This is a genomic window from Candidatus Planktophila sp. (assembly GCF_044232745.1).
Lineage (GTDB): Bacteria > Actinomycetota > Actinomycetes > Nanopelagicales > Nanopelagicaceae > Planktophila.
On record NZ_JBIILI010000003.1, the window covers coordinates 25,871 to 47,775 of the forward strand.

Sequence of the window (21,905 nt, forward strand, 5' to 3'; positions counted from 1 at the left end):
TTTGCGCTTCGACTGCCATAATTGCCCCTGCTGTATTCGAGGCAACTCGAAGAGCAGGCCTCTCTAGCTCAGTGGTAGAGCAGCGCACTTGTAATGCGCAGGTCGTCAGTTCAATCCTGACGGGGGGCTCCGGTATGAATCCGGGGAGGAGTTGATATGTCCAATAACTCCTTTCCGCATGATTCTTTTTCTGCAGAAATCGCAGCCAATGATGAATACATCAAAACCTTTAAGTACTCTGGATTAACTGGTGTTGCTCAAAAAGGTTTAGCGATTGTTACCTGCATGGATTCACGTATTAACCCATTGTCCGTTATGGGAATGAGTTCTGGGGACGCAAAGATTTTACGTAATGCTGGAGCGCGCGTAACTGAGGACGTTTTACGTACTTTGGTGCTCGCAACTTATTTATTGGGCGTAAAGAAAATTTTAGTTATGCCTCACACAAATTGCCGTATGGCTTCGGCAGAAGAAGCAGATATTCATGAATACATTGTGAAGGAATTTGGCGTCGATACTCGAAGTCTGGAGTTTAGAACTGTGAAGGATCAGGAAGCGGCACTAGCAATTGATGTAAATAGAATCCGTGCATTTCCATTTTTGAATAAAGATGTTGTTGTTGGTGGAGCCATTTACGATGTTGCAACAGGAAAAATTACTCCGGTTGATTGTTAGTTCGTCTTATCGGGTCTCGAGTTTGCGGATAGGTCAAATCCTCTAAGAATTGCATAATGTTAGCCAACATTAACGCTGGTTTTTCTTTTACTAATCCGTGTGATGTTCCAGGAATAATTGCTAGCTGACCTAAAGGTAACGCTTCATATAAGGAAATTGTGTGATCATGCTTAATTACATCATCATCACCAGCCATAACCAGCACAGGGCACTGAATAGATGCAAGATCAGAAAGATTTATATCTGGCTCTGTCTTCCAAATGCCATTCATCCGAATAGTTTTTTCTAGAAGAGTGTGTGGCGCATCTGGGCTAATTAAGTTGTATTCAGCCTGATCTTTGTCACTAACAAAAGCATCAACAAAATCCTTTAGCGGTGCGCTGTAATGATAATTTGCACCAATAGCAACAATTGATTTAACTAAATCTGGACGCTGTATAGCAACCATCAATGCAATGATTCCACCATCGCTGTAACCAATTAGATGTGCTGGTTCTTTTACGATCGCTTCCAAGTAAGAGATTGCTTCATTAGTCTGGAACTGAAAATGAAGACTGCCAGGACGATCTCCTGTGAAGCCATGTCCAGTTCTATCGTATGCATAGACATGAAAATCATCTTCAAGTGCTGGTACGAGCAAGTAATCCCAACTAGAAGTTTTACTTAAACCACCATGAAGTAAAACAACAGCCTCGCCATCATTTTCCCATTCGTAGCAGTAGACATCATGCCCAGCTACTTTTAAATACTCGGGCATTACTGCGAATCCATAATGTGACGGTTGCCGCGATCAAAGGTTAAATAGTTATAGGTCCAGTCAGCCATTGTGCCGATCTTGTTGCGTCCACCTAAGAGATAAAACAGATGTAGCCACAACCACGCATACCAAGCTGGGATACCTGTCATACGAAGGTTTTTAACTTCGACAATTGCTTTGTGGCGACCGATTGTTGCCATGGATCCCTTATCAAGGTACTTAAAAGGCTTGAGTTCTTGGCCGGCTGCAATTCTTTTAATTTGTTGGGCAACATGTCGACCTTGCTGCAACGCAACAGGTGCAACCATCGGCAACATACGCCCGTTTTCTCCAACAAAACCTGCGATATCACCGATTGCAAAGATGTGCGGGTAATGCTTTACCTGCAGGGTATTTTCAACATCAATACGTGTATTTATTAATGGCAAATTTAACTTTGCACCGGTTGGTTCGCCTTTGACGCCTGCAGCCCAGATTGTCACCTCTGATGCAATTTTGCTGCCATCACTAATTTCAATGCTGCGTGGTTTAATTTCTTTTACAGCGGTATTTAAGTGAACAGTTACGCCAAGCTTTTCAAGATCCTTTTTACCGTGGGCCGAGAGTTTTTCAGAAAAGATCGGCAAAATTCTGGGCCCAGCTTCGATCAGGTTTATCTTTATATGTGCAGCTGCATGTCGTTGATCATGCTTTAAGGGTCCACGAACAAGTTCTGCAAAAGCGCCAGCCATTTCGACACCTGTAGGCCCGCCGCCAACAATTGAAATTGAAAAAATTGTTTCATCTTCAAAACGGCAGAGATCTTCAAAACGTCGCAAAACTTCGGCACGAATATTCAATGCTTCATGAACACTCTTCATACCAAGAGCGTGTTCGGTGACACCAGGTACTCCAAAATCAGCTGTTGCTGATCCCAGCGCAACTACAAGGTAGTCAAAATCTAAAACTTCGCTGCTGTCTAATTTTACGGACTTGTTTTTGTGATCAACTGAAATTGGAGATCCCATTCGAAATTTCACACCTGTTTTGCGTAGTGCGCCTCGCACTGGGTGAGCGACATGGTCGGCAGCTAACCCAGCCGTAGACACTTGATACAGCAGAGGCAGAAATGTTTGGAAGTTGTGCCGATCAACCACAGTTACATCGGCAAAGTTGGCCATCTTTCGAGCCGCTGTTAGCCCGCCAAAACCGGCACCCAAAATCACTACTCTCGGCTTTTGGAGTGTCTTTTGCATGGGTTAAGTCTAGGCTTCGCAGCATGAACACGCACATTGGAGACCGCAAGTACCTCGTCACAGGGGCATCTGGATATGTTGGCGGTCGATTGGTCCGTGCACTTATCGATGACAAAGAAAATGTTCGAATTTTGGTGCGCGATAAGAACAAGATCATGGGCCAACCATGGGCGCCTTTGGTTGATATTTGCGAAGGTAGTGCCGAAAACTTCAGTGATTTACAAAGAGCGCTAGAAGGAATCCATACAGCTTTTTATTTGTTGCATTCAATTAACCTAGGGCCACATTTTGATGAAATCGAAAGCGAGATGGCGCGCAACTTTGCCAAAGCTGCAGAACTAGCTGGCGTATCGCAGATCATTTATTTGGGCGGAATCGCAAATGATGTGAATATCAGTAAGCATCTTGCATCTCGTGCCATGACTGGCAGCTCGCTTGCCACCACATCTGTTGCCGTATTAGAACTTCGCGCAGGAATCATTATTGGATCAGGCTCTGCTAGCTTTGAAATGCTGCGTCACTTAACACACCGACTACCGATAATGACTACACCTAAATGGGTGATGAATAAAACGCACCCAATCGCAATTCGCGATGTTTTGTATTACTTAAAGGGTGCAGCGCATTTAGCAAAGCCCGTCAACAAGGTCTTTGATATTGGTGGCCCCGAAGTCTTGTCGTATGCAGACATGATGCAAAAGTTTGCAAAGTTGTCTGGCTTAAAAAAGCGCTGGATAATCAGGGTGCCAGTTCTTACTCCTGGGCTTTCTAGCTTATGGATTGGTTTAGTAACACCGGTACCAACCGCACTTGCCCGCCCACTTGTTGGATCGCTGATTAGCGAAGTTGTTGCAGATCCTGCAAAGAGTATTGATGCACTAATTCCAAAGCCCGAAGAAGGTTTAATTGATGTTGAAACAGCAATCTCTTTAGCGCTGTCCAAGATCACAACTCATAACGTTGAAACTCGTTGGTCTGATGCAACTATGCCAACTGCGCCATGGCAAAAAGCACAAGGAGACCCTGATTGGGCTGGTGAAATGGTTTTGCGCGATCGGCGCGAACGCATCACAGATGTCCCAGCAGAACAGGTATGGCGACAAGTTGAACGAATTGGTGGAGACAATGGTTGGTTTGGCTCTGATTTATTGTGGTGGGCTCGTGGAGTTTTAGATCGCTTCTTAGTAGGCGGTGTTGGTTTGCGTCGTGGACGACGTGATCCTGATTTCTTACGCGTTGGTGAAAGTTTAGATTTTTGGCGGGTAGAAGAGTTAGAACCAGGTCGCAGATTAAAGCTTTATGCCGAAATGGTTTTGCCAGGTAAAGCGTGGCTTGAATTTACAGTTACTCGAGAATATGGAAAAACGAAGATAGTTCAAGAGGCTACATTTAATCCTCGCGGGCTAGGTGGTCAGTTGTATTGGTATGCAATCTCGCCACTACATCTATTTGTTTTTCCAACAATGATCAGAAATATAGTTAAGAAGGCAAGAATCAATGCATGAGTTTACTCCTGCAGTAGAAGCTCTTGCTGCAGAAATTTTGAAGTACAGCCTTGAACGTTTGAAAGATGATCCACCACTTGATGGTCCTCGTTCAGCAGAAGATTTGTTTAATGAAGTCGGCAACACAATTACGGCAAAAGGTTTGGGTGGGCACGAAGCGCTAGAAGTTTTTACTAATGTTTTAGCTAAAGCATGTATTTCAACTGACCATCCACGCAATCTGGCCTTTATTCCATCTGCACCTAGTGAGTTCGCAAACCTTTTTGATTTAGTAGTCGGTGCAAGTGCCTTGTATGGCGGATCGTGGCAAGAAGGCGCTGGAGCAGTCTTTGCTGAAAACCAAGCGATTAAGTGGTTGATTGATTTGGCGGGCCTACCAGATTCAGCTGGTGGCGTATTTGTACAAGGCGGAACAATCGGAAATCTTTCGGCACTTGTTGTCGCGCGAGCAGAGGCCCGCAAGAAACATGGCAATGCAGAGCGTTGGGTAATCGCTTGCAGCGAAGAAGCACATTCATCAATAGTTTCTGCAGCAAATGTCATGGATGTGGATGTTCTTCAAGTGCCAGTAGATTCAAGTGGTCGCTTACAAGGCGCAACAGTTGCAGCAGCAATTGATCTCCTTCATTCCACAACAAACCATCGAGTTTTTGCAGTTGTAGCAACATCTGGCACAACAAATCTGGGAATCATTGATGATCTAAGAGGGATAGGCAAGGCCGCGCATGATCGCGAGATCTGGTTCCATGTCGATGGTGCATATGGCTTAGCAGCATTGTGTGCACCATCTGTGCGACACATGTTCGATGGCATTGAAGCAGCAGACTCTTTTATTGTCGATCCCCATAAGTGGCTTTTTGCCCCTTACGATGCTTGCGCACTTGTGTATCGCAATCCGGCTCTGGCAAAGCAAACACATTCACAACATGCTTCTTATTTAGATACTTTAAAAGATGACAATTGGTCTCCCTCTGATTATGCAATTCATTTAACACGTCGCACACGTGGATTACCTTTTTGGTTTTCATTAGCAGCACACGGCACCGATGCTTATGCCGAAGCAATGGAACAAACTCTTGTAGTTGCAAAGCAAGCAGCAGAATTAGTTCGCAACCATCCACATCTTGAACTGTTATGTGAACCAGAACTTTCGATCGTTGCATTTACTCGAAAAGGGTGGACAGCCCCTGATTATCAAAAGTGGAGCGATCAATTATTAGATGATCAGGTTGGGTTTATTCCACCTTCGTCACATCACGGTCAACCGATTGTGCGTTTTGCAATCGTCAATCCCTGGACCAAAATTAGTGACATCCAGATGATTCTGGACAGGCTCTAAATCCCTTCTGCAAGTTCCCACAATTTATGCTCAACCTGACCTAGGATTTAACCCATGTCCGCGCAAGAAGAGTCCGCAATGAACACTGGACTCAGTGACCTCGAAGTTCGCATCCTTGATTTTGAGGGCAACTGGTGGCGCTATGCAGGGGCAAAAGAGGCGGCAATAAAGGATCTTTTCGACCTGAGCGCTCCTCGTTATTACCAACTTCTCAACGATCTGATCGACCGCGACGACGCCCTAGCTGCTTCACCCATGCTAGTTAAGCGCCTGCGCCGCCTACGCGAGGCCCGCATGGCTACCCGCGTCGCCCGCGCCTAGCCCTTTCAAACTCTCGTTTTGCGCCTCGGAAATAAAGGCTCTAGATTTGGCGTTAGCACTCTCGGGGTGCGAGTGATAAAACGCCCCGCTTAACGCAGGACTAAACACAAGGAGCACAACTCATGGCAAAGCAGATTGCCTTTAATGAAGAAGCCCGTCGCGGATTAGAGCGCGGCATGAATATTTTGGCCGACGCGGTCAAGGTAACCCTTGGACCTCGTGGACGTAACGTCGTACTCGAGAAGAAGTGGGGCGCCCCAACAATTACTAATGATGGCGTTTCCATTGCAAAAGAAATTGAACTTGATGATCCATGGGAAAAGATTGGCGCAGAGCTAGTTAAGGAAGTTGCCAAGAAGACTGATGATGTTGCCGGTGACGGAACAACAACTGCAACTGTTTTGGCTCAGGCGTTGGTACGCGAAGGCCTACGTAACGTTGCAGCCGGATCCAACCCAATGGCGTTAAAGCGCGGTATTGAAAAGGCTGTTGCCGAAATCGTTGCCGAACTTCTTTCAATGGCAAAGGCTGTTGATTCAAAGGAACAAATCGCAGCGACCGCATCTATCTCTGCAGCAGATGCAACCATCGGCGAAATGATCGCTGAAGCAATGGACAAGGTTGGCAAAGAAGGCGTCATCACTGTTGAAGAGTCAAATACTTTTGGCCTCGAACTAGAGCTTACAGAAGGTATGCGCTTTGATAAGGGTTACATTTCGCCATACTTTGTAACTGATCAAGATCGCATGGAAGTTGTTCTAGAAGATGCATATGTCTTGATCGCTAACTCAAAGATTGCAAATATTAAAGATCTAGTGCCAGTACTTGAAAAGGTAATGCAATCAGGTAAGCCACTATTGATCATCGCTGAAGATGTCGAAGGCGAAGCGCTCGCAACACTAGTTGTGAACAAGATTCGTGGAACATTCCGCTCAGCAGCTGTAAAGGCTCCAGGTTTTGGAGATCGTCGCAAGGCGATGTTGCAAGACATTGCAATCCTTACTGGTGCAACTGTTATTTCAGAAGAAGTTGGACTTCGTCTAGATGCAGCAGAGCTTGATCTTTTGGGTAAGGCTCGCAAAGTTGTTATCAGCAAGGAAGAGACAACAATTGTTGAAGGCGCTGGTGATGATGCTCAAATTAAGGGCCGCGTACAGCAGATCCGCAACGAAATCGAGTCATCAGATTCAGATTACGACCGCGAGAAGCTGCAAGAGCGTCTAGCAAAGCTTGCTGGTGGCGTAGCGGTTATCAAGGCAGGTGCTGCAACTGAGGTTGAACTCAAGGAGCGCAAGCACCGCATTGAAGATGCAGTTCGCAATGCAAAGGCTGCAGTAGAAGAAGGAATCGTTGCCGGTGGTGGCGTTGCACTTCTACAAGCAGGTGCTGCAGTGTTCAAGCGTCTAACAGATTTAACTGGCGATGAAGCAACTGGTGCAAAGATTGTTGAATATGCAATCGAAGCGCCAATCAAGCAGATCGCAATTAATGCAGGACTTGAAGGCGGAGTTGTTGTTGAGAAGGTCCGTCACCTTCCAGCAGGACAAGGCCTAAACGCTGCAACTGGTGAATATGTAGACATGATCAAATCTGGAATCATTGATCCAGCTAAGGTCACACGTTCTGCATTACAAAATGCTGCATCAATTGCTGCGCTGTTTATTACAACAGAGGCAGTTATTGCAGACAAGCCAGAAAAGGCTGCAGCTGCCCCACAAGGCGGCGGAGATATGGACTTCTAAATCCATTCTTAACCAATAGTTACGCGTAACGCCGTCTTCAATTAACATGAAGGCGGCGTTCTGCTTTACCCTTATGCCATGGCCAAGAAATCCCTACTCTCCAAAAAGGAGAAGGCTCCTGCACAGGAGAAGGTATCAACAAGCACATCTGTTGCTTTTGATGCACAGGACCTTGCCCGAAATGCAGCCCTAGAGGTTGCTGAACAACGCGAACAAGTTGGAAGTTTTGTTTCTGTTGATTTTGATGATGACAATCGTGTTGCAACGTATTTATTTGAAGCAAAACTTTCTGGGTATAAAGGATGGCGCTGGTGCATCACCATTGCAAAGGTTGATGCTGATGCGCAACCAACTATTTGCGATGTTGTAGTTCTTCCAGGACCGGACGCGCTACGTGCACCAGAGTGGATTCCATATCGCGACAGAATTTTGCCGGGCGATGTTGGTGTTGGCGATATTGTTCCAAGTTCACTTGATGACACCCGTTTAGTTGCAGGTGCACAAGCGTTGCCACAGGATGAAGATTTAGATACTGCCATGGCAATCGAACTTGGTTTAGGTCGCGCACGAGTTATGTCTATCGAAGGTCGAGATCAAGCAGCAAAGCGTTGGTATGACGGAGAACGTGGACCAAATGCACCTGTTGCCCAGTCAGCACCTAAGCCATGCCATAGCTGCGGATTCTTTATTCCAATTGCAGGCTCCTTGCGATCTACATTTGGTGTGTGCGCCAACGCAATTTCACCTGATGATGCACGTGTAGTGAGCGTGGATCATGGCTGCGGAGCACATTCGGAAGCGACCTTCACAGAGCCGGTGTTAAACTAAGTCCCTGCTATCGCGCCCGCGATATCGATTAATACCAAAAAAGAAAACTAGCAAGGAGCCCCCCATGCCTACAGGACGCGTTAAATGGTTCTCATTAGAAAAAGGTTTCGGCTTCATTGCAAATGATGAAGGCGAAGATGTTTATCTAGCTGCTACATCACTTCCAGAGGGTGTTGCAACAGTTAAGCCTGGAACAAAGCTTGAGTTTTCAATTGCAGATAGCCGCAAAGGCCCACAAGCATTATCAGTACACATTATTGATGCACCACCATCATTAGTTGAAAACTCACGTGTTAACAGTGATGATCTTGCAGCGATGATTGAAGACACAATCAAGATGTTGGATAAAGTCGGAAATGGTTTGCGCCATGGACGTCATCCAAATGCACAAGAGGCTGATCGCCTTGGTCGTGTGTTGCGCGGTATTGCTACTGCGCTCGGAGCTTAATCTTTACTAGCGTTTTAGTTTAGAGCCCGCTACGTCGTTCGCGACGAATTGTGTAACGAATACCAATTAAGCCAAGTATGGCTCCACTGATGCATGTCCAAATAACTTTGGCATCCGCGTTCGATGCAAGTGCAATTACACCTGCAACCACCCAGCAGATTGTTCCGATAGCGACTAGAGTTACTGCATTGCGTAGTCGAGTAGTCATGGAAGAAGAGTAATGGGATTTAAGGTCAAAGAGGATGGTAATTGGCGTTCATTTCGCCATCGTAATTACCGAATTCTTTTTCCTGCCAACGCGGTTTCTAACATTGGCAGTTGGGCCCAGCGAATCGCGCAAGACTGGCTAGTCCTAGAGCTCACAAATAACAACGGAACTTATTTAGGTTTAGTGACCGCAGTTCAATTTGCTCCAGTTCTGTTCTTTTCGCTACACGGTGGAAAATTAGCGGACAGATTCAACAAACGTAAAGTTTTGATTTGGACAAATATCCTGGGCGGCAGCGCATCACTCGGCTTAGGCACACTTGTTATTACAGAGCACATTCAGCTGTGGCACGTCTTTGTCCTTGCAGGTGTTCTAGGTATTTCAACAGCAATTGATGCTCCAGTACGTCAATCATTTACCACCGAAGTTGTGGGTCAGACAGATCTACCGAACGCAGTGTCACTTAATTCAGCAAACTTTAATGCGGGCCGTTTAGTCGGACCTGCGCTATCTGGTGGGTTGATTGCTGCATTTGGTACTGGCCCTTCATTTATCGTTAACGGTCTTTCCTATTTCTTTGTTATTGCAGCATTAGCAAACCTCAATGAAAAGGCATTTTTCCATCTAGATCGACCAAAATCAGATGGAAATATTCGAGAAGGCATTGCCTATGCAAAAGCTCGTCCAGACATTTATGTGGTTATGTTGATGGTGTTTTTCTTAGCAACATTTGGTCTTAACTTTCAGATCTTTAATGCTCTGATGGCAACTCAAGAGTTTGGTCTAGGACCGGCCAGTTTTGGCTTGATGGGAACCTTTATAGCAGTTGGCTCACTAACAGGTGCAATTGGTTCTGCTCGACTTGAACGATTTAGAAATACAAAGTTTGTGATCCGCGGTGGAATTTTATTTTCAACATCCATCATGGTCCTATCAATCTTGCCTAATTACACCAGTTACGTCATTTGGCTACCAATTTGTGGCGTGACCGCATTAACTACCTTGGTATCAGCAAATTCAATTGTTCAAACCAGCACAGATCCGGCAATTCGTGGCCGCGTGATGGGTATCTACCTTTTGATCTTTATGGGTGGAACGCCTTTTGGTTCACCACTGATTGGTGCGACAACTGAATTGATTGGCATCCGTCCAACTATTGCAGCGTGTGGCGGAATTTCATTATTTGCATCTCTTTACATTTGGTTCAAGTACAAGAACCGAGTTTCATTACCTGCAGATATTTCCGTTGCCGCGGTGCTTAAAGACCGTTAATCGCAATTACAATCAAAATACCTATCAGCGCAAGCAAAGTAACTATTCGTCTAACCTTGTAACTCATTAGGCAACCTCATGCACCTTTGATGGAATAGCTTTGACAATCACAAAGGCTATTGCGATTAAGACAAAAACCATGATGTATGCACGAGAAATGCCAAAGTTATCGCCCAGAAGCCCAAGCAAGAATGGAGCGCCGGCAATTGCTACACCGGCAGCTAATGAAGCACGACCAATAGCTAAGTCTGGTCTTCCATCACTCAAGCCAATCAAGCGAATTGAGGACAGTGCAAACTGCATTGAAATTCCTAGTCCGACAGCGAAAAGACAGAACAGCGAAATAATCATGTTATGTGACAGCCAGAATCCAACGAAGCCAATAAATTGCATAGCGATTATTGACAGAAGTTGAGTATCAAGTTTTAAATGCCCAAGAACTAGTCCTCCGTACCATCGACCAATTCCCATGCCAGTACCAAGAGCCACAATTGCAACCGTTGAAATTGCAGCAGTTGATCCCACCCGATCCTTCAACAACGCGGCCGCCCAGAATGATGTGGCGAATTCGCTAGAGATACAGGCAACAAAGCCAATCCAGGCAATCCAAAAGTTACGAGAAAGTTTTCCACCTTGTGGACCATCTTCATCCGGCACATGTTCATCTTCATCTTTTTCGCGGCCAACAAAAAATAAAACTAACGCAACAGGTAAGGCAAGCAACAAACCTAAGCGCCAAAGATTTGGGAAGGCAATGGCAATTGTCCCAATCAATGCTGTTCCGGTTACAAAACCGACAGATGCAACTCCGTTTGCTTGTGGAATTGCGACTTCGGCAGCCTTTCCATAATGCGAAGACATTTTTGTAAGCATTGTGTTGATAACTACTGAAACACCGAATCCAGTTATGAGAGTGGCAGGGATAGTTATGAATACTGGGGGAGAAATAACAAAGAGCATCAATCCTGTGATGAAAATTGAAAGGCCAATCCAACTTGCTTTTGAGCGACCATAACGATGTGCAATACGGGGGTTTGCCCAACCAGCGATGATCGATGCAATTCCCATTGCCGTGCCGTGCAATCCAGCAATTGTTAGCGAAGTACCTTGATCTGCGCGCAACAATGATTGTGCAGGGCCAAAGCCGCCTAAATAGAAGTTAACGATCGCAGTTTGAACCGCCACGACCCAGAAAAAACGATCGCGATGAAAACTCTTTGGCATTAAAGCGCTGCTACAACGTGATCAATGCACTTGGTAAGTGCATCAACATCACTTGGATCAACAGCAGGGAACATGCCGATACGCAGCTGGTTCTTACCAAGCTTGCGATAAGGCTCTGTATCTACGATTCCGTTGGCACGAAGTGCTGCACATATCTTTGTTGCATCAATTGCATCATCAAAGTTAATTGTTCCGACAACCTTTGAACGCATTGCTGCATCGGTGACAAATGGTGTTGTGTAGCTAGTTTTCTCAGCCCATGAATACAAGATGTCTGATGATGCAGTGCTGCGACCTGCGGCAAATGAAAGTCCGCCATTGGCATTCATCCACTCGATTTGTTCTGCAAGCAACATCAAAGTCACAAGAGCTGGAGTGTTATACGTTTGATCTAGGCGTGAGTTTTCAATTGCAATACCCAAGTCAAAGAAGGCTGGAATCCAACGACCGCTGGCCTTGATCTTCTCTGCGCGTGCAATTGCTGCAGGGGACATGATCGCAATCCATAGGCCACCGTCAGAGGCGAATGATTTCTGAGGAGCAAAGTAATAGGTATCAAACTCTTTAGCATCAACCATTAAGCCACCAGCTGCAGATGTTGCATCAACTAGAACTAATGCTCCGTCGGTTCCTGCGGGGCGAATAATTGGCATTGCTACACCAGTGCTTGTTTCATTGTGGGTCAATGCATAAACATCGATTCCAGATTCAACAACTGATACTGGGTGAGAACCAGGCTCAGACTTAATGACAGTTGGTTCTCCTAAAAATGGAGCTTCTTTTGATGCGGAAGCAAACTTTGATGAGAACTCTCCGAAAACTAAGTGTTGTGATCGATCCTCAATCAAACCAAAAGTTGCGATATCCCAAAACGCTGTTGATCCACCATTTCCAAGTACAACTTCATACCCTTCAGGAAGATTAAACAAAGAGGTAAGACCTTCGCGGACACGCTTTACAACATTCTTAACCGGCTTTTGGCGGTGCGATGTTCCCAGAATTGAATTACCACTTGCTGACAATGCAGCTAATGCTTCTGGACGAATCTTTGATGGACCGCAACCAAAACGACCATCAACCGGCTTTAAATTGGAAGGAATAACAATGTCTGCGCTCATGGGCTAAGACTACGGGTAGTACCTATTGAGTTCCCAATCGGCGGTGGTGTTAGCCCGCTCATACCGTAATCGGTCGTGCAAACGTGAGTAGCGACCTTGCCAAAACTCAATATTCAATGGCGTCACGCGATACCCACCCCAATGTGGCGGTCTTGGAACTGTGGTTCCTTCTGGCCATTTTTGTGATGCGCCTTCGACGCGTTGTTCTAATTCGGCGCGTGATGCCAGTGGTGATGATTGATGACTTGCCCATGCACCGATTTGAGATCCCCATGGACGGGTTGCAAAGTAATCATCTGATTCTTGTTCCGAAACTCTTTCTGCAACCCCACTGATAGCAATCTGTCGTTCCATTGCATACCAAGGAAACAACAATGAAACATTTGGATTGAGATCTATTGCATGGGCTTTACGGGATTCATAATTTGTAAAAAAAGTAAATCCACCATCAGAAATATCTTTAAGCAAAACAGTTCTGGTTTCAATCTGCGAATCACTTGTTAAAGTTGAAAGCACCATTGCATTTGCTTCAACAATTAATGCATTTTCATGTGCTTGTTTTAACCACAGTGCAAAAGCTTTAAATGGATTATCGGACAAAGTTTCTAATCCAGCATCACCATAGGAACGGCGCATGGCCCTGACCTCTTCGCGGGTAACAATTTCGTCGGCCATTGCCCTATCGAACCCCAGATTCTCTGCCAATGCACCTCAAAAACGCCTCACTGTAAACTGATATGCAAGCCTTGCTCTTTATAACAATTCAATAAAAACGCCCTCAAAACCCGCTTATTTAGCAGAAGTTTCTTGCAAATGAGGGTTAAAAGGAGTGGGATGAGGTCACTAGGAAGCCAGCACCCCCAAGAAGTGGCTTCCAAATCTAAAAGGAGAACAATTAGTGAAGAACAGACTACTTAAGGGTCTTGCTCTTGCTGCAACATTGTCATTTGCCGCTGGCGTGACAATTGTTCCTGCACAAGCCGCAAGTGAAATTCTTATTTGGGCCGACGAAACACGCGGACCAAACCTAACTAAAGTTTTTGCAAAGAAGAGCGACTGGGTTCCAGGAAGCACAATCAAGGTTGTTTCTTTCTCAAGCTACGATGCTTTGAAAGATGCACTTGATAAGGCATCAGGCACAACAGGTCCAGATATTTTCGTTGCAGGTAACGACTGGGTTCCAGCACTTGCTAAGAGCGGAAAGCTTGCTCCTGTAGTTTTGACTGCAGCGCAGAAGGCACAATTCACTCCAAGCCAGTTCTTTGATCTTTCATACGGTGGAAAGCTTTACGGCGTTCCTGTAGATGTAAACAACGTTGGAATGGTTTACAACACAAAGCTAGTAAAGACAGCACCAAAGACATACGGCGAAATGGTTAAGTACTACCTAGCTAACAAGACAAGCAAGGGCCTAAAGGCTGGACTTTGTGTTGCTGGCGGCGGAATGTCATGGGGCGCTCTTTCAGGATTCTCAGCACTTGGTGCAGAGCCTTACCTAATGAACGCTGATGGAACTGTTAACTTCAATAAGAGCTTTGACCCAACAGTATTTGCTAAGAATGTAAGTTCATTACTTCTTGACAAAAAGGGTAAGAGCAATGGCTTCTGGCCAGCAACTGACACTGGTTGCCAGGATAACTTCCTAGCTGGCAAGGTTCCATTTGCAATTATTGGTAACTGGCACTGGCGTACATTCGCAGAAGCTGGCTTCGATATGAACATCATGCCTGTTCCAGGTGTAAAGGCCGGAACTTACGGAAAGATGTTCGGATCTGTTAGCGGTGCATTCCTTACTTCTTACGCAGAAGCACACGGAGTAGCTGTTCCAGCTAAGTCACTTCTAACTAGCTTCTTCGCATCAACAAAGGGCCAGGTTGCATACCAGGCTGAAGAAGGTCGTCCACCAGCCGAGAAGGGCGCTCAGAAGAGCCAGCTCGTACTCGGTGGCCAGAAGGCTATGGGAGCGGCTGCAAGCCTCTCTTCAATTCCACAGATTGGTGCTTTCTTGAACACCAACGCTGGTGGAGCTAACTACTGGGATTCAGCTCCAGCGTATTGGACTGCAGTCTTGGTAGACGGAAAGAATCCACTTGTAGAAGCTAAGAAGCTTGCTGCAATTTGGAAGGCTAACGTCGCAGCAGGAAAGGCTGATCTCTAAGAGATTTTTCTTAGGGAATGAAAGTTAGAAGTTAAAACTTTCACAGTCTAAAAGTTCAATAGCGTGGGCGGGATCAAATCCCGCCCACGCTACTACTTTCACAATCTGCAGAATTAAGAAATAAGGAAGCGGTAAAAAGTGAGCGCTATTTTTCGAGGTAAATTTGCATTAATCCTCAAGATAATCATCCTTGCATTCGTAACAGCAATATTGAGCTTATTGGCTCAGAGCGCAGTTGCTTCAGGTGAAATCGCAATCGGCGTATTTCTAGTCGTTGCGATCGTGGCACTTAACTTTACCTACTTCACAAAAATTTCAATCCCTCTTAAATTTTTCGTTCCGGGCATTTTGTTCTTTATTGCCTTCGTAATTGCGCCAATTCTTTTTACAGTTTTGATGTCTACCTACAATTATCAAACCGGTAACTATATTTCTAAAGATGCTGCAATCGAGCAGGTACTAATCCGTGGTGTTGAACCGGATGCTAATCAAACGACTTTTGATCTTGTTTCAGGAAAAGCCTCAAATGGCAAGGAAGCCATTTTGGTTTCTGATATTGCTAATCAAAAATTCTATGTTTCAACTGCAGATGAACTCACTACTTTAAACGCGAGTGAACTAACCATTAATGAATATGGTGTTGCAACTACAGCGCCTGGCTTTACCGAGCTTTCAGCTGATGAATTAGCAACCAGTGATGCCTACACCAAAATTAGATACACATACTTAGATGGCTATTACATTGTTATCGAAGGTCAAGGAGTGGGCGCAGTATTTAGACAATCTTTGGCTTACGATGCCAAATCTGACACGATGAAGAATCTGCAAACCGGAGAAATCTATGTTGATAACAACAGAGGTAACTTCGTTCTTGAAGGATCACCGCAGGAAATGCTGACGCCAGGATGGCGAGCTCCTGTATGGTTTGAAAACTATACAAAGTTAGTAACTGACTCTCGCGTGCGAACTCCGTTGATCAAAGTCTTCATTTGGACTGTTATTTTCGCTTCGCTAACAGTTTTAAGCACCTTCGCCTTCGGCCTCTTGCTAGCACTAGCGCTTAATCGAAAGATGCGAGGACGCCGTATTTATCGCTCTATTTTGATTTTGCCATATGCAATGCCAAGCATCATGAGTATTTTGATTTGGGGAGGAATGTTTAACACCGAATTCGGTGCAATCAACAATCTCTTAAACACTGATATCGCCTGGTTCTCTAGTCCCAACTTTGCCCGCGCTGCGGTTCTGCTGGTAAATCTTTGGTTAGGTTTCCCGTACTTCTACTTAATCTGCTCAGGTTCTTTACAAGCGATTCCATCAGAGCTGCAGGAGGCTGCAGCCATCGATGGTGCAAATCCACGACAAGTCTTTAGAAACATTACCCTTCCATTGTTGTTACAGATTCTGTCACCACTTCTTATTGCATCTTTTGCCTTTAATTTTAATAACTTCAATTTGATTTATCTCTTAACCGGTGGTGGTCCGCGAAACACCTTAGATGGTGAGATTGCAGGTGCCACAGATATCTTGATCAGCTATACCTACCAGATTGCGTTTGGTCGAAATGTCCTTGACTTTGGACTTGCTAGTGCAATTTCAGTATTGATTTTCTTCCTGGTGGCTTCAATTTCCTTCTATGGCTTGCGTAAATCAAAAGTAATGGAGACCTTCGGATGACAAAATGGCTTCGAGAAAATCTATGGCGCCACACATTCGCAATAATCATGTGCGTATTTGCTCTGTTTCCGTTGTACCTAGTGGTGCTGTCCTCTTTTAACCCAACCGGAAGTCTTAACCTGACTTCTTTCGTGCCACGCGAGATATCTTTTGAAAACTATAAAATGCTCTTTTCTTCACCTAAGATTCCATTTTTGGCGTGGGTAAAGAACTCTTTGATTATTGCCTCTGCAGTAGCAATCAGCTCGGTAGTAATTGGTGCTGCTTCAGCTTTCGCATTTAGCCGGTTGAAGTTCAAGGGCAAGAAATTCGGTATTCAATTACTGCTTCTCGTTCAGATGTTCCCATCTATTTTGGCACTTTCAGCGGTATACGTAATCATGGAACGTGTGTACTCATTCGCACCTGGTATTGGTCTAGGTACTCAAGCAGGCTTGATTCTTGTCTATTTAGGCGGATCCATGGGCGTCAATATCTGGCTGCTCAAGGGTTTTGTGGACTCAATCCCTGCCGAACTAGATGAGGCGGCAAAGATCGACGGCGCTAGCCCAATGCAGACTTACTGGTTGATCTTTATTCCACTAGCTACGCCTGTATTAGCAGTTGTTTGTTTACTAAGTTTTATTGGCACATTCAATGAATTTATTGTTGCGCGTTTATTCTTGGTAGAAATGAGCGGGCGAACAGTTGCTGTTGGTCTACAGCAATTTATCGGCGGTCAGTATGCAAGCAACTGGGGTGCTTTTGCCGCCGGCTCAATTCTTGCTTCTATTCCGATCGTCATCATCTTCTTATCACTACAAAAATACATTGTGAATGGGCTTACCGCCGGATCTGTTAAGGGATAACTGTGAAACGCAAGATCATACTTGCACTATTTGTTTCGGCTTTCCTTTCTCTATCAGCGATCTCATTTGGTGCGAATTTTAATTCACCGAAGGTTGGGCTTTCGCAAGACCTGATCTATTTTGTTATGCCAGATAGATATAAAGATGGAGATAAGAAGAACAACGATAATGGTGGTTTTAACACATCACTTACGGCGTTTTACCACGGTGGTGATTTAAAAGGTTTAACTGGGACATGCGAACCGGGTGATGATGGTTTAGCCAGAATTAAGTCATTGGGCTTTACTGCGGTCTGGCTGACCCCCGTAGTGACACAGCAAGAAGCAATTGGCGCTGGTTCTGGTTATCACGGATATTGGGGTACCGATTTTCTCAATGTGGATCCGCATTTGGGAACGAATGCTGACATGCTCGACTTTTCTAATTGTGCAAAAAAATTAGGACTAAAAATAATTTTAGATGTCGTAACTAACCACACCGGCGATGTTATTAAGTATCTTGGAAATGAAGCCTACCTTCCAGCTGAATCTAAGAATTTGAAGAATCCAGCTTGGCTCAATGACATTAGGAATTATCACAATGTTGGAGATGTGGGCAGATGCTGGGGAGCTGGAAATTGCACCAAGCTGGGTGATTTCTATGGCCTCGATGATCTTGCAACCGAAAAACCTGTCGTTTACAAGGGTTGGGCTGATGTCTATGGAAAGTGGATTTCCAAGTATGGGATAGCAGGTTTTAGAGTCGATACTGCGCGTCACGTTGATGATAATTTCTTTAAGAATTGGTCTCCGTTGATAAAGGCTACGGCTAAAAAATCTGACATTAAGGATTTTACAATTTTTGGCGAAGTTTTTGACTACAGCACATTGAATCTCATGACCTATGTGCGACAAAACAAAATCGAAACAGTTTTAGATTTCCCATTCCAAGCCAAAGCCACCGAATTTGCCTCGGGATATTCCAATGCGCCGGTGCTGTCTGCGCTCTTTGAAAATGATGACTATTACACAAGTGCACAATCTTCAGCTAGTAACCTTGTAACATTTTTAGGTAATCACGATGTTGGTCGAGTTGGCTACACAATTGCCAGCAAACGTATTCAACCTGCAGATCAGTTGCTACCAAGAACCAATTTAGCTAACGCTTTGATGTACTTCTCACGTGGCATACCTGTCGTGTATTACGGCGACGAAGTTGGAATGACTGGCTCAAATTCTGGTAAAGATCAATTTGCACGACAGGATATGTTCCCAACGGATATCGAACTATGGAAAAACGAAGTTCGAGTTGGTGGCTCACCGATTGGAAATGGTGACTCCTTTTCGATCACCAGTCAGAGTCCAGTTGCCAATTATTTGATCAAGTTGGCTGAGATTCGTAAGAGTAATCCCGCCCTAGCAAATGGTCCAATGCTCGAGCGCTACTCAAAGTACGCCTTGTATGTAATTTCAAAGAAAGATGTTGCAGACAACAGAGAGTACTTAGTTGCCTTTAATAACTCCGATACTGATGAGGTTGTGGAAGTAACTACCGCTACTTCGGGTGGGGAATGGATTCAAATCCTTGGTTCTACTCAGGTAACAACTAATCTAAATAAGGTCAGTTTCACCGTTCCTGCGCTATCTACGATCGTTTTAAAGGCCAGCAACACTATTAACCAATTTGCTACTAAACATTCAAAGTTAAGCACCTCCCCGGATGACTTAACGGGTTTTTACAAGGTCAAAGCTGGAATTAGTTCAAAGGACTTTTTGTCTGTTGAGTTTTTCGCCAGAAATGCAGGAAGCACCAAGTGGATTTCACAAGGTATAGATACTGGCGCTCCGTATTCAATATTCATCGACCCGCTAGATTTCCCAAAGAAGAAACTTGAATTGAAAGCAACCGCGCGCAATTCGAAAGGAGAAAGCTTTGTTTTCCCAATCACCAAACTCACTATTTCCGCACCATGATGGTAGCGAACTATATGTAAGTAATTCTGCTCCAAAAGTTGGAGATAAAGTCGTCCTTCGTGTGCGTGTACCAAAGACTTATATCTTTGCTAAAGCATTTGTCCGTCTGTATCACGACGGAGAACCACGCAGTTTTGAGTTAAATCTTGAAAAGAATGGTGAAACCGAAAATTGGTGGTCAGTAAAGGTTGCGATCGAAAATCTTTCTACCCAATATAGATTCGTTTTTGTTGATGTCAATAAGTATGAATGGTTAAATGCAGCTGGTTTTTATGATCATGATGTACATACCAATAATGATTTTCAAATCGTTGCAATACCCGCGTATCCGGCATGGATCCGATCATCAGTTTTCTATCAAATATTTCCGGATAGATTCGCTAAATCTTCGACAAAGCGCTCAATTCCTGATTGGGCAATACCGCGCGGTTGGAATGAACTTCCTACAATTGGTAGCAGAGCAACAGGTACCGAGCTATATGGTGGCGATTTAACTGGAGTAGAAGAGCATTTAGATTATGTAACAGAGCTCGGCGTCAATGGCATTTACTTCACGCCATTTTTCCCGGCCAGATCCAATCATCGATATGACGCCAGTAGTTTTACCGAGGTAGATCCCGTTTTGGGCGGCGATAAAGCAATGTTTAGGCTGGTTTCAGCGGCGAATAAGAGAAAGATCCGGCTACTGGGGGATCTAACTTCTAATCATTGCGGAGCGGGCCACCCATGGCTTGCTAAGGCACAGCGCGACAAAAAGTCGAAAGAGCGCGGCTATTTTTATTGGGATAAATCGGTAAAGCATGGATATGTCGGTTGGTGGGGTCTAGCCTCGCTGCCAAAACTGAATTTTCATTCAAAAGCTTTGCGTAAAGAAATGTATGAAGGAAAGAAATCAATTGTTAAGCAATGGTTGTCGCCTAAGTATGGAATGGCAGGGTGGCGGATTGATGTTGGCAATATGACAGGTCGCTTAGGCGCTGATGACATGCATGATGAAGTAATGCATGGGATTCGAAAAGCTATGGATGATGTAAAACCTGATGCATGGCTTGTTGCTGAAAACGGAGATTTTATTGCAAGCGATCTCAATGGATTTGGTTGGCACGGTGCAATGAATTATCAAGGTTTCATGCGACCTGTGTGGAACTGGATAAATCTCAATACGACAATAGGTGGCGGCTTCCAAGGTCTGCCATTTTCTATGCCGAAGATCAACGGACAACAATTAGTTGCCAGCATGGGTTCATTTAATGGCTCGATACCCTGGAGATCACTAGTAGCCAGCATGGTCTTGTTGGACTCTCATGACACAGCTCGAATGAGAACTGTTGTGCTTGGGGATAAGAAATTGCATCTAACTGCGATGACATTACTGTTGACATACCCAGGTGTACCGTCAATATTTGCAGGCGATGAAATCGGATTAGAGGGATCATCAGGTGAAGATTCCCGTAGAACTTTCAATTGGGACAATCAAAGCGCCTGGGATACCGAATTTCTCAATGAAGTAAAAAGATTAATCTCAATACGAAAGAAGCATGATGCCTTCATTAATGGTGGATTACGCTGGGTTTTAGTCCAAGATGACTGCCTAGCTTTCTTGCGTGAATCAAAGAAAGAAACAATTCTTGTTTTTGTCTCTAGAAAAGCTGTAAAAACAACAATTGATTTAAGCAAACTTGGCTATGTAGTTAAGGCTGGTTTGTATGGAGTTTCTGCTAACGGAGCAACAATTTCGATAAATTCAAATCAACCTGCTCAAGGTGTATGGGTTTTAGAATCTAGCCAAAAGCTAAGTGGCTGATCCAAGTACTTAGCCCACGATCTTTCGTTGTGACCGCTACGTGGGTATACACGAGAAGCAAAATCATTAGATCGATAACCACGCTTCGTCATTAATGTATCGGCATGTACTTGGAAAGGTGCATACTCGGAATCTAAACCCTTCGTTCCGTGACTCATCCATACCTTATGCGTACCTGGTTGAGGCAATGAGTTAATTGTTTTTTCCACCAGTGGATTGCCACCAAATGGCCAGTGAGGGGAAAGGGCTAGCGCTGTTGTAAATCGCTGCGGCATTTGTGCCATGGCATACAAAGTTGCTAGTGCTCCCATGGAAGAACCAATCATGGCAGTCTGCTGTGGATCAATATCAGGTTCTAGTGCCGGAAGAATTGTTTCGAAGATTTCCCTGAAATAGCTATCGCTCTGTAAAAGTGACTTATCTTCTAAGACTTTTGCAAAATCATTGTGCACTTCTAGACCTTCGCGAAAGTATTTTTCTGGCACTAAATCTTTTCCACGCCCCCACGGGTTTTCCTTAGTCGAGCTATGCCAAACCCCAATTATTGATGGGGTTGAGATACCTAGTTCGCGGCTAACGCGAATAGCTGATTGAGCCATTTCCCACGTCTGGCCACGGTGGGTAGAGGATTTGCCGTCAAAAACATTTTGTCCATCATGGGCAATAAGCAACTTATCTGAGCCTTTTTGGGGCTTCCAATAATCAACAGTTCGGGCACCAAACTTCATCCGTACAACTTCGCCCGGAACCCCACGAACTTGAAAACGCTTAATTTCTTGCATCATGATTGAATT

20 protein-coding genes and 1 tRNA gene are annotated in these 21,905 nt (G+C 44.7%); 14 read left to right on the forward strand and 7 right to left on the reverse strand.

The window, feature by feature from the left end; all coding sequences use genetic code 11:
- The first annotated feature begins 57 nt into the window (after positions 1–57).
- Together AC9UGD_RS02850 and AC9UGD_RS02855 are read left to right on the forward strand one after the other, a co-directional pair.
- Positions 58–129 (forward strand) — tRNA-Thr (locus tag AC9UGD_RS02850).
- 27 nt (positions 130–156) lie between these two features.
- Positions 157–675: a beta-class carbonic anhydrase gene (locus AC9UGD_RS02855; RefSeq protein ID WP_509569276.1), complete on the forward strand. Its 519-nt coding sequence runs from the start codon at positions 157–159 to the stop codon at positions 673–675.
- Here AC9UGD_RS02855 and AC9UGD_RS02860 read toward each other — a convergent pair.
- Positions 656–1,432: an alpha/beta fold hydrolase gene (locus AC9UGD_RS02860; protein ID WP_509569279.1), complete on the reverse strand. Its 777-nt coding sequence runs from the start codon at positions 1,430–1,432 to the stop codon at positions 656–658. The genes AC9UGD_RS02855 and AC9UGD_RS02860 overlap by 20 nt on opposite strands.
- Positions 1,432–2,667, reverse strand: coding sequence for an NAD(P)/FAD-dependent oxidoreductase (locus AC9UGD_RS02865; protein WP_509569282.1), 1,236 nt, complete (start codon positions 2,665–2,667; stop codon positions 1,432–1,434). The genes AC9UGD_RS02860 and AC9UGD_RS02865 overlap by 1 nt, the downstream gene beginning before the upstream one ends.
- A gap of 23 nt (positions 2,668–2,690) precedes the next feature.
- On the opposite strand from AC9UGD_RS02865, the gene AC9UGD_RS02870 reads away from it, so the two are divergent.
- The 6 genes from AC9UGD_RS02870 to AC9UGD_RS02895 all read left to right on the forward strand — a co-directional run bounded on the left by AC9UGD_RS02870 (position 2,691) and on the right by AC9UGD_RS02895 (position 8,850).
- A complete protein-coding gene (locus tag AC9UGD_RS02870) occupies positions 2,691–4,172 on the forward strand; it encodes an SDR family oxidoreductase (RefSeq protein WP_509569285.1) in 1,482 nt (493 codons plus the stop codon).
- Complete coding sequence (locus tag AC9UGD_RS02875) at positions 4,165–5,511, forward strand: pyridoxal phosphate-dependent decarboxylase family protein (protein WP_509569288.1); 1,347 nt, start codon at positions 4,165–4,167, stop codon at positions 5,509–5,511. Before AC9UGD_RS02870 ends, AC9UGD_RS02875 begins: the two co-directional genes overlap by 8 nt.
- A 54-nt stretch (positions 5,512–5,565) precedes the next feature.
- Positions 5,566–5,832 carry a DUF3263 domain-containing protein gene (locus AC9UGD_RS02880; RefSeq protein ID WP_509569291.1) on the forward strand — a complete coding sequence of 89 codons (267 nt, stop codon included), beginning with the start codon at positions 5,566–5,568 and terminating at the stop codon, positions 5,830–5,832.
- A 122-nt stretch (positions 5,833–5,954) separates the two neighbouring features.
- Positions 5,955–7,574 (forward strand): chaperonin GroEL, encoded by a 1,620-nt coding sequence (groL, locus tag AC9UGD_RS02885; protein ID WP_509569293.1) that lies wholly within the window; start codon positions 5,955–5,957, stop codon positions 7,572–7,574.
- Positions 7,575–7,652: 78 nt separating this feature from the next.
- The gene (locus AC9UGD_RS02890; protein WP_509569296.1) at positions 7,653–8,402 is read left to right on the forward strand and encodes a DUF3027 domain-containing protein; all 750 of its coding nucleotides are present in this window, start codon (positions 7,653–7,655) and stop codon (positions 8,400–8,402) included.
- A gap of 64 nt (positions 8,403–8,466) precedes the next feature.
- Entirely contained in the window at positions 8,467–8,850 is a 384-nt protein-coding gene (locus AC9UGD_RS02895) for a cold-shock protein (RefSeq protein WP_509523851.1), read from the forward strand.
- Between the two features lie 19 nt (positions 8,851–8,869).
- On the opposite strand, the gene AC9UGD_RS02900 is transcribed toward AC9UGD_RS02895, so the two are convergent.
- Positions 8,870–9,058: a DUF2530 domain-containing protein gene (locus AC9UGD_RS02900; RefSeq protein WP_509569299.1), complete on the reverse strand. Its 189-nt coding sequence runs from the start codon at positions 9,056–9,058 to the stop codon at positions 8,870–8,872.
- Between the two features lie 12 nt (positions 9,059–9,070).
- On the opposite strand from AC9UGD_RS02900, the gene AC9UGD_RS02905 reads away from it, so the two are divergent.
- Positions 9,071–10,330, forward strand: coding sequence for an MFS transporter (locus AC9UGD_RS02905; RefSeq protein ID WP_509569302.1), 1,260 nt, complete (start codon positions 9,071–9,073; stop codon positions 10,328–10,330).
- Between the two features lie 66 nt (positions 10,331–10,396).
- On the opposite strand, the gene AC9UGD_RS02910 is transcribed toward AC9UGD_RS02905, so the two are convergent.
- From AC9UGD_RS02910 to pdxH, 3 genes are read right to left on the reverse strand one after another with little or no spacing between them, the layout of a single operon-like run.
- Positions 10,397–11,554: an MFS transporter gene (locus tag AC9UGD_RS02910; protein WP_509569305.1), complete on the reverse strand. Its 1,158-nt coding sequence runs from the start codon at positions 11,552–11,554 to the stop codon at positions 10,397–10,399.
- The gene (gene serC, locus AC9UGD_RS02915; RefSeq protein WP_509569308.1) at positions 11,554–12,672 is read right to left on the reverse strand and encodes a phosphoserine transaminase; all 1,119 of its coding nucleotides are present in this window, start codon (positions 12,670–12,672) and stop codon (positions 11,554–11,556) included. Before serC ends, AC9UGD_RS02910 begins: the two co-directional genes overlap by 1 nt.
- A 9-nt stretch (positions 12,673–12,681) precedes the next feature.
- Entirely contained in the window at positions 12,682–13,347 is a 666-nt protein-coding gene (gene pdxH / locus AC9UGD_RS02920; protein ID WP_509569311.1) for a pyridoxamine 5'-phosphate oxidase, read from the reverse strand.
- Positions 13,348–13,570: 223 nt separating this feature from the next.
- Here pdxH and AC9UGD_RS02925 point away from each other — a divergent pair, with 223 nt between their 5' ends.
- The 5 genes from AC9UGD_RS02925 (at position 13,571) to AC9UGD_RS02945 (ending at position 21,111) form a co-directional block, all read left to right on the forward strand.
- On the forward strand, positions 13,571–14,830 hold the full coding sequence (locus AC9UGD_RS02925; RefSeq protein ID WP_509569314.1) for a sugar ABC transporter substrate-binding protein: 1,260 nt from the start codon (positions 13,571–13,573) through the stop codon (positions 14,828–14,830).
- Between the two features lie 138 nt (positions 14,831–14,968).
- Positions 14,969–16,507 (forward strand): ABC transporter permease subunit, encoded by a 1,539-nt coding sequence (locus AC9UGD_RS02930; protein ID WP_509569317.1) that lies wholly within the window; start codon positions 14,969–14,971, stop codon positions 16,505–16,507.
- A gap of 164 nt (positions 16,508–16,671) precedes the next feature.
- On the forward strand, positions 16,672–17,355 hold the full coding sequence (locus AC9UGD_RS02935) for a sugar ABC transporter permease (protein WP_509569319.1): 684 nt from the start codon (positions 16,672–16,674) through the stop codon (positions 17,353–17,355).
- A 2-nt stretch (positions 17,356–17,357) separates the two neighbouring features.
- Complete coding sequence (locus tag AC9UGD_RS02940) at positions 17,358–19,307, forward strand: alpha-amylase family glycosyl hydrolase (RefSeq protein ID WP_509569322.1); 1,950 nt, start codon at positions 17,358–17,360, stop codon at positions 19,305–19,307.
- On the forward strand, positions 19,267–21,111 hold the full coding sequence (locus tag AC9UGD_RS02945; protein WP_509569325.1) for a glycoside hydrolase family 13 protein: 1,845 nt from the start codon (positions 19,267–19,269) through the stop codon (positions 21,109–21,111). The genes AC9UGD_RS02940 and AC9UGD_RS02945 overlap by 41 nt, the downstream gene beginning before the upstream one ends.
- Here AC9UGD_RS02945 and AC9UGD_RS02950 read toward each other — a convergent pair.
- Positions 21,066–21,896: an alpha/beta hydrolase-fold protein gene (locus AC9UGD_RS02950; protein ID WP_509569328.1), complete on the reverse strand. Its 831-nt coding sequence runs from the start codon at positions 21,894–21,896 to the stop codon at positions 21,066–21,068. The genes AC9UGD_RS02945 and AC9UGD_RS02950 overlap by 46 nt on opposite strands.
- Positions 21,897–21,905 lie beyond the last annotated feature (9 nt).

What these genes read in the sequence shown, in the direction of transcription:
- AC9UGD_RS02855 (WP_509569276.1), top strand. Translation starts at nt 157, where the DNA reads ATGTCCAATAACTCCTTTCCGCATGATTCTTTTTCTGCAGAAATCGCA.
- AC9UGD_RS02860 (WP_509569279.1), bottom strand. Translation starts at nt 1,432, where the DNA reads ATGCCCGAGTATTTAAAAGTAGCTGGGCATGATGTCTACTGCTACGAA.
- pdxH (WP_509569311.1), bottom strand. Translation starts at nt 13,347, where the DNA reads ATGGCCGACGAAATTGTTACCCGCGAAGAGGTCAGGGCCATGCGCCGT.
- AC9UGD_RS02870 (WP_509569285.1), top strand. Translation starts at nt 2,691, where the DNA reads ATGAACACGCACATTGGAGACCGCAAGTACCTCGTCACAGGGGCATCT.
- AC9UGD_RS02880 (WP_509569291.1), top strand. Translation starts at nt 5,566, where the DNA reads ATGTCCGCGCAAGAAGAGTCCGCAATGAACACTGGACTCAGTGACCTC.
- AC9UGD_RS02865 (WP_509569282.1), bottom strand. Translation starts at nt 2,667, where the DNA reads ATGCAAAAGACACTCCAAAAGCCGAGAGTAGTGATTTTGGGTGCCGGT.
- AC9UGD_RS02895 (WP_509523851.1), top strand. Translation starts at nt 8,467, where the DNA reads ATGCCTACAGGACGCGTTAAATGGTTCTCATTAGAAAAAGGTTTCGGC.
- AC9UGD_RS02900 (WP_509569299.1), bottom strand. Translation starts at nt 9,058, where the DNA reads ATGACTACTCGACTACGCAATGCAGTAACTCTAGTCGCTATCGGAACA.
- AC9UGD_RS02890 (WP_509569296.1), top strand. Translation starts at nt 7,653, where the DNA reads ATGGCCAAGAAATCCCTACTCTCCAAAAAGGAGAAGGCTCCTGCACAG.
- AC9UGD_RS02935 (WP_509569319.1), top strand. Translation starts at nt 16,672, where the DNA reads ATGCTCTTTTCTTCACCTAAGATTCCATTTTTGGCGTGGGTAAAGAAC.
- AC9UGD_RS02905 (WP_509569302.1), top strand. Translation starts at nt 9,071, where the DNA reads ATGGGATTTAAGGTCAAAGAGGATGGTAATTGGCGTTCATTTCGCCAT.
- AC9UGD_RS02950 (WP_509569328.1), bottom strand. Translation starts at nt 21,896, where the DNA reads ATGATGCAAGAAATTAAGCGTTTTCAAGTTCGTGGGGTTCCGGGCGAA.
- AC9UGD_RS02910 (WP_509569305.1), bottom strand. Translation starts at nt 11,554, where the DNA reads ATGCCAAAGAGTTTTCATCGCGATCGTTTTTTCTGGGTCGTGGCGGTT.
- serC (WP_509569308.1), bottom strand. Translation starts at nt 12,672, where the DNA reads ATGAGCGCAGACATTGTTATTCCTTCCAATTTAAAGCCGGTTGATGGT.
- AC9UGD_RS02875 (WP_509569288.1), top strand. Translation starts at nt 4,165, where the DNA reads ATGCATGAGTTTACTCCTGCAGTAGAAGCTCTTGCTGCAGAAATTTTG.
- groL (WP_509569293.1), top strand. Translation starts at nt 5,955, where the DNA reads ATGGCAAAGCAGATTGCCTTTAATGAAGAAGCCCGTCGCGGATTAGAG.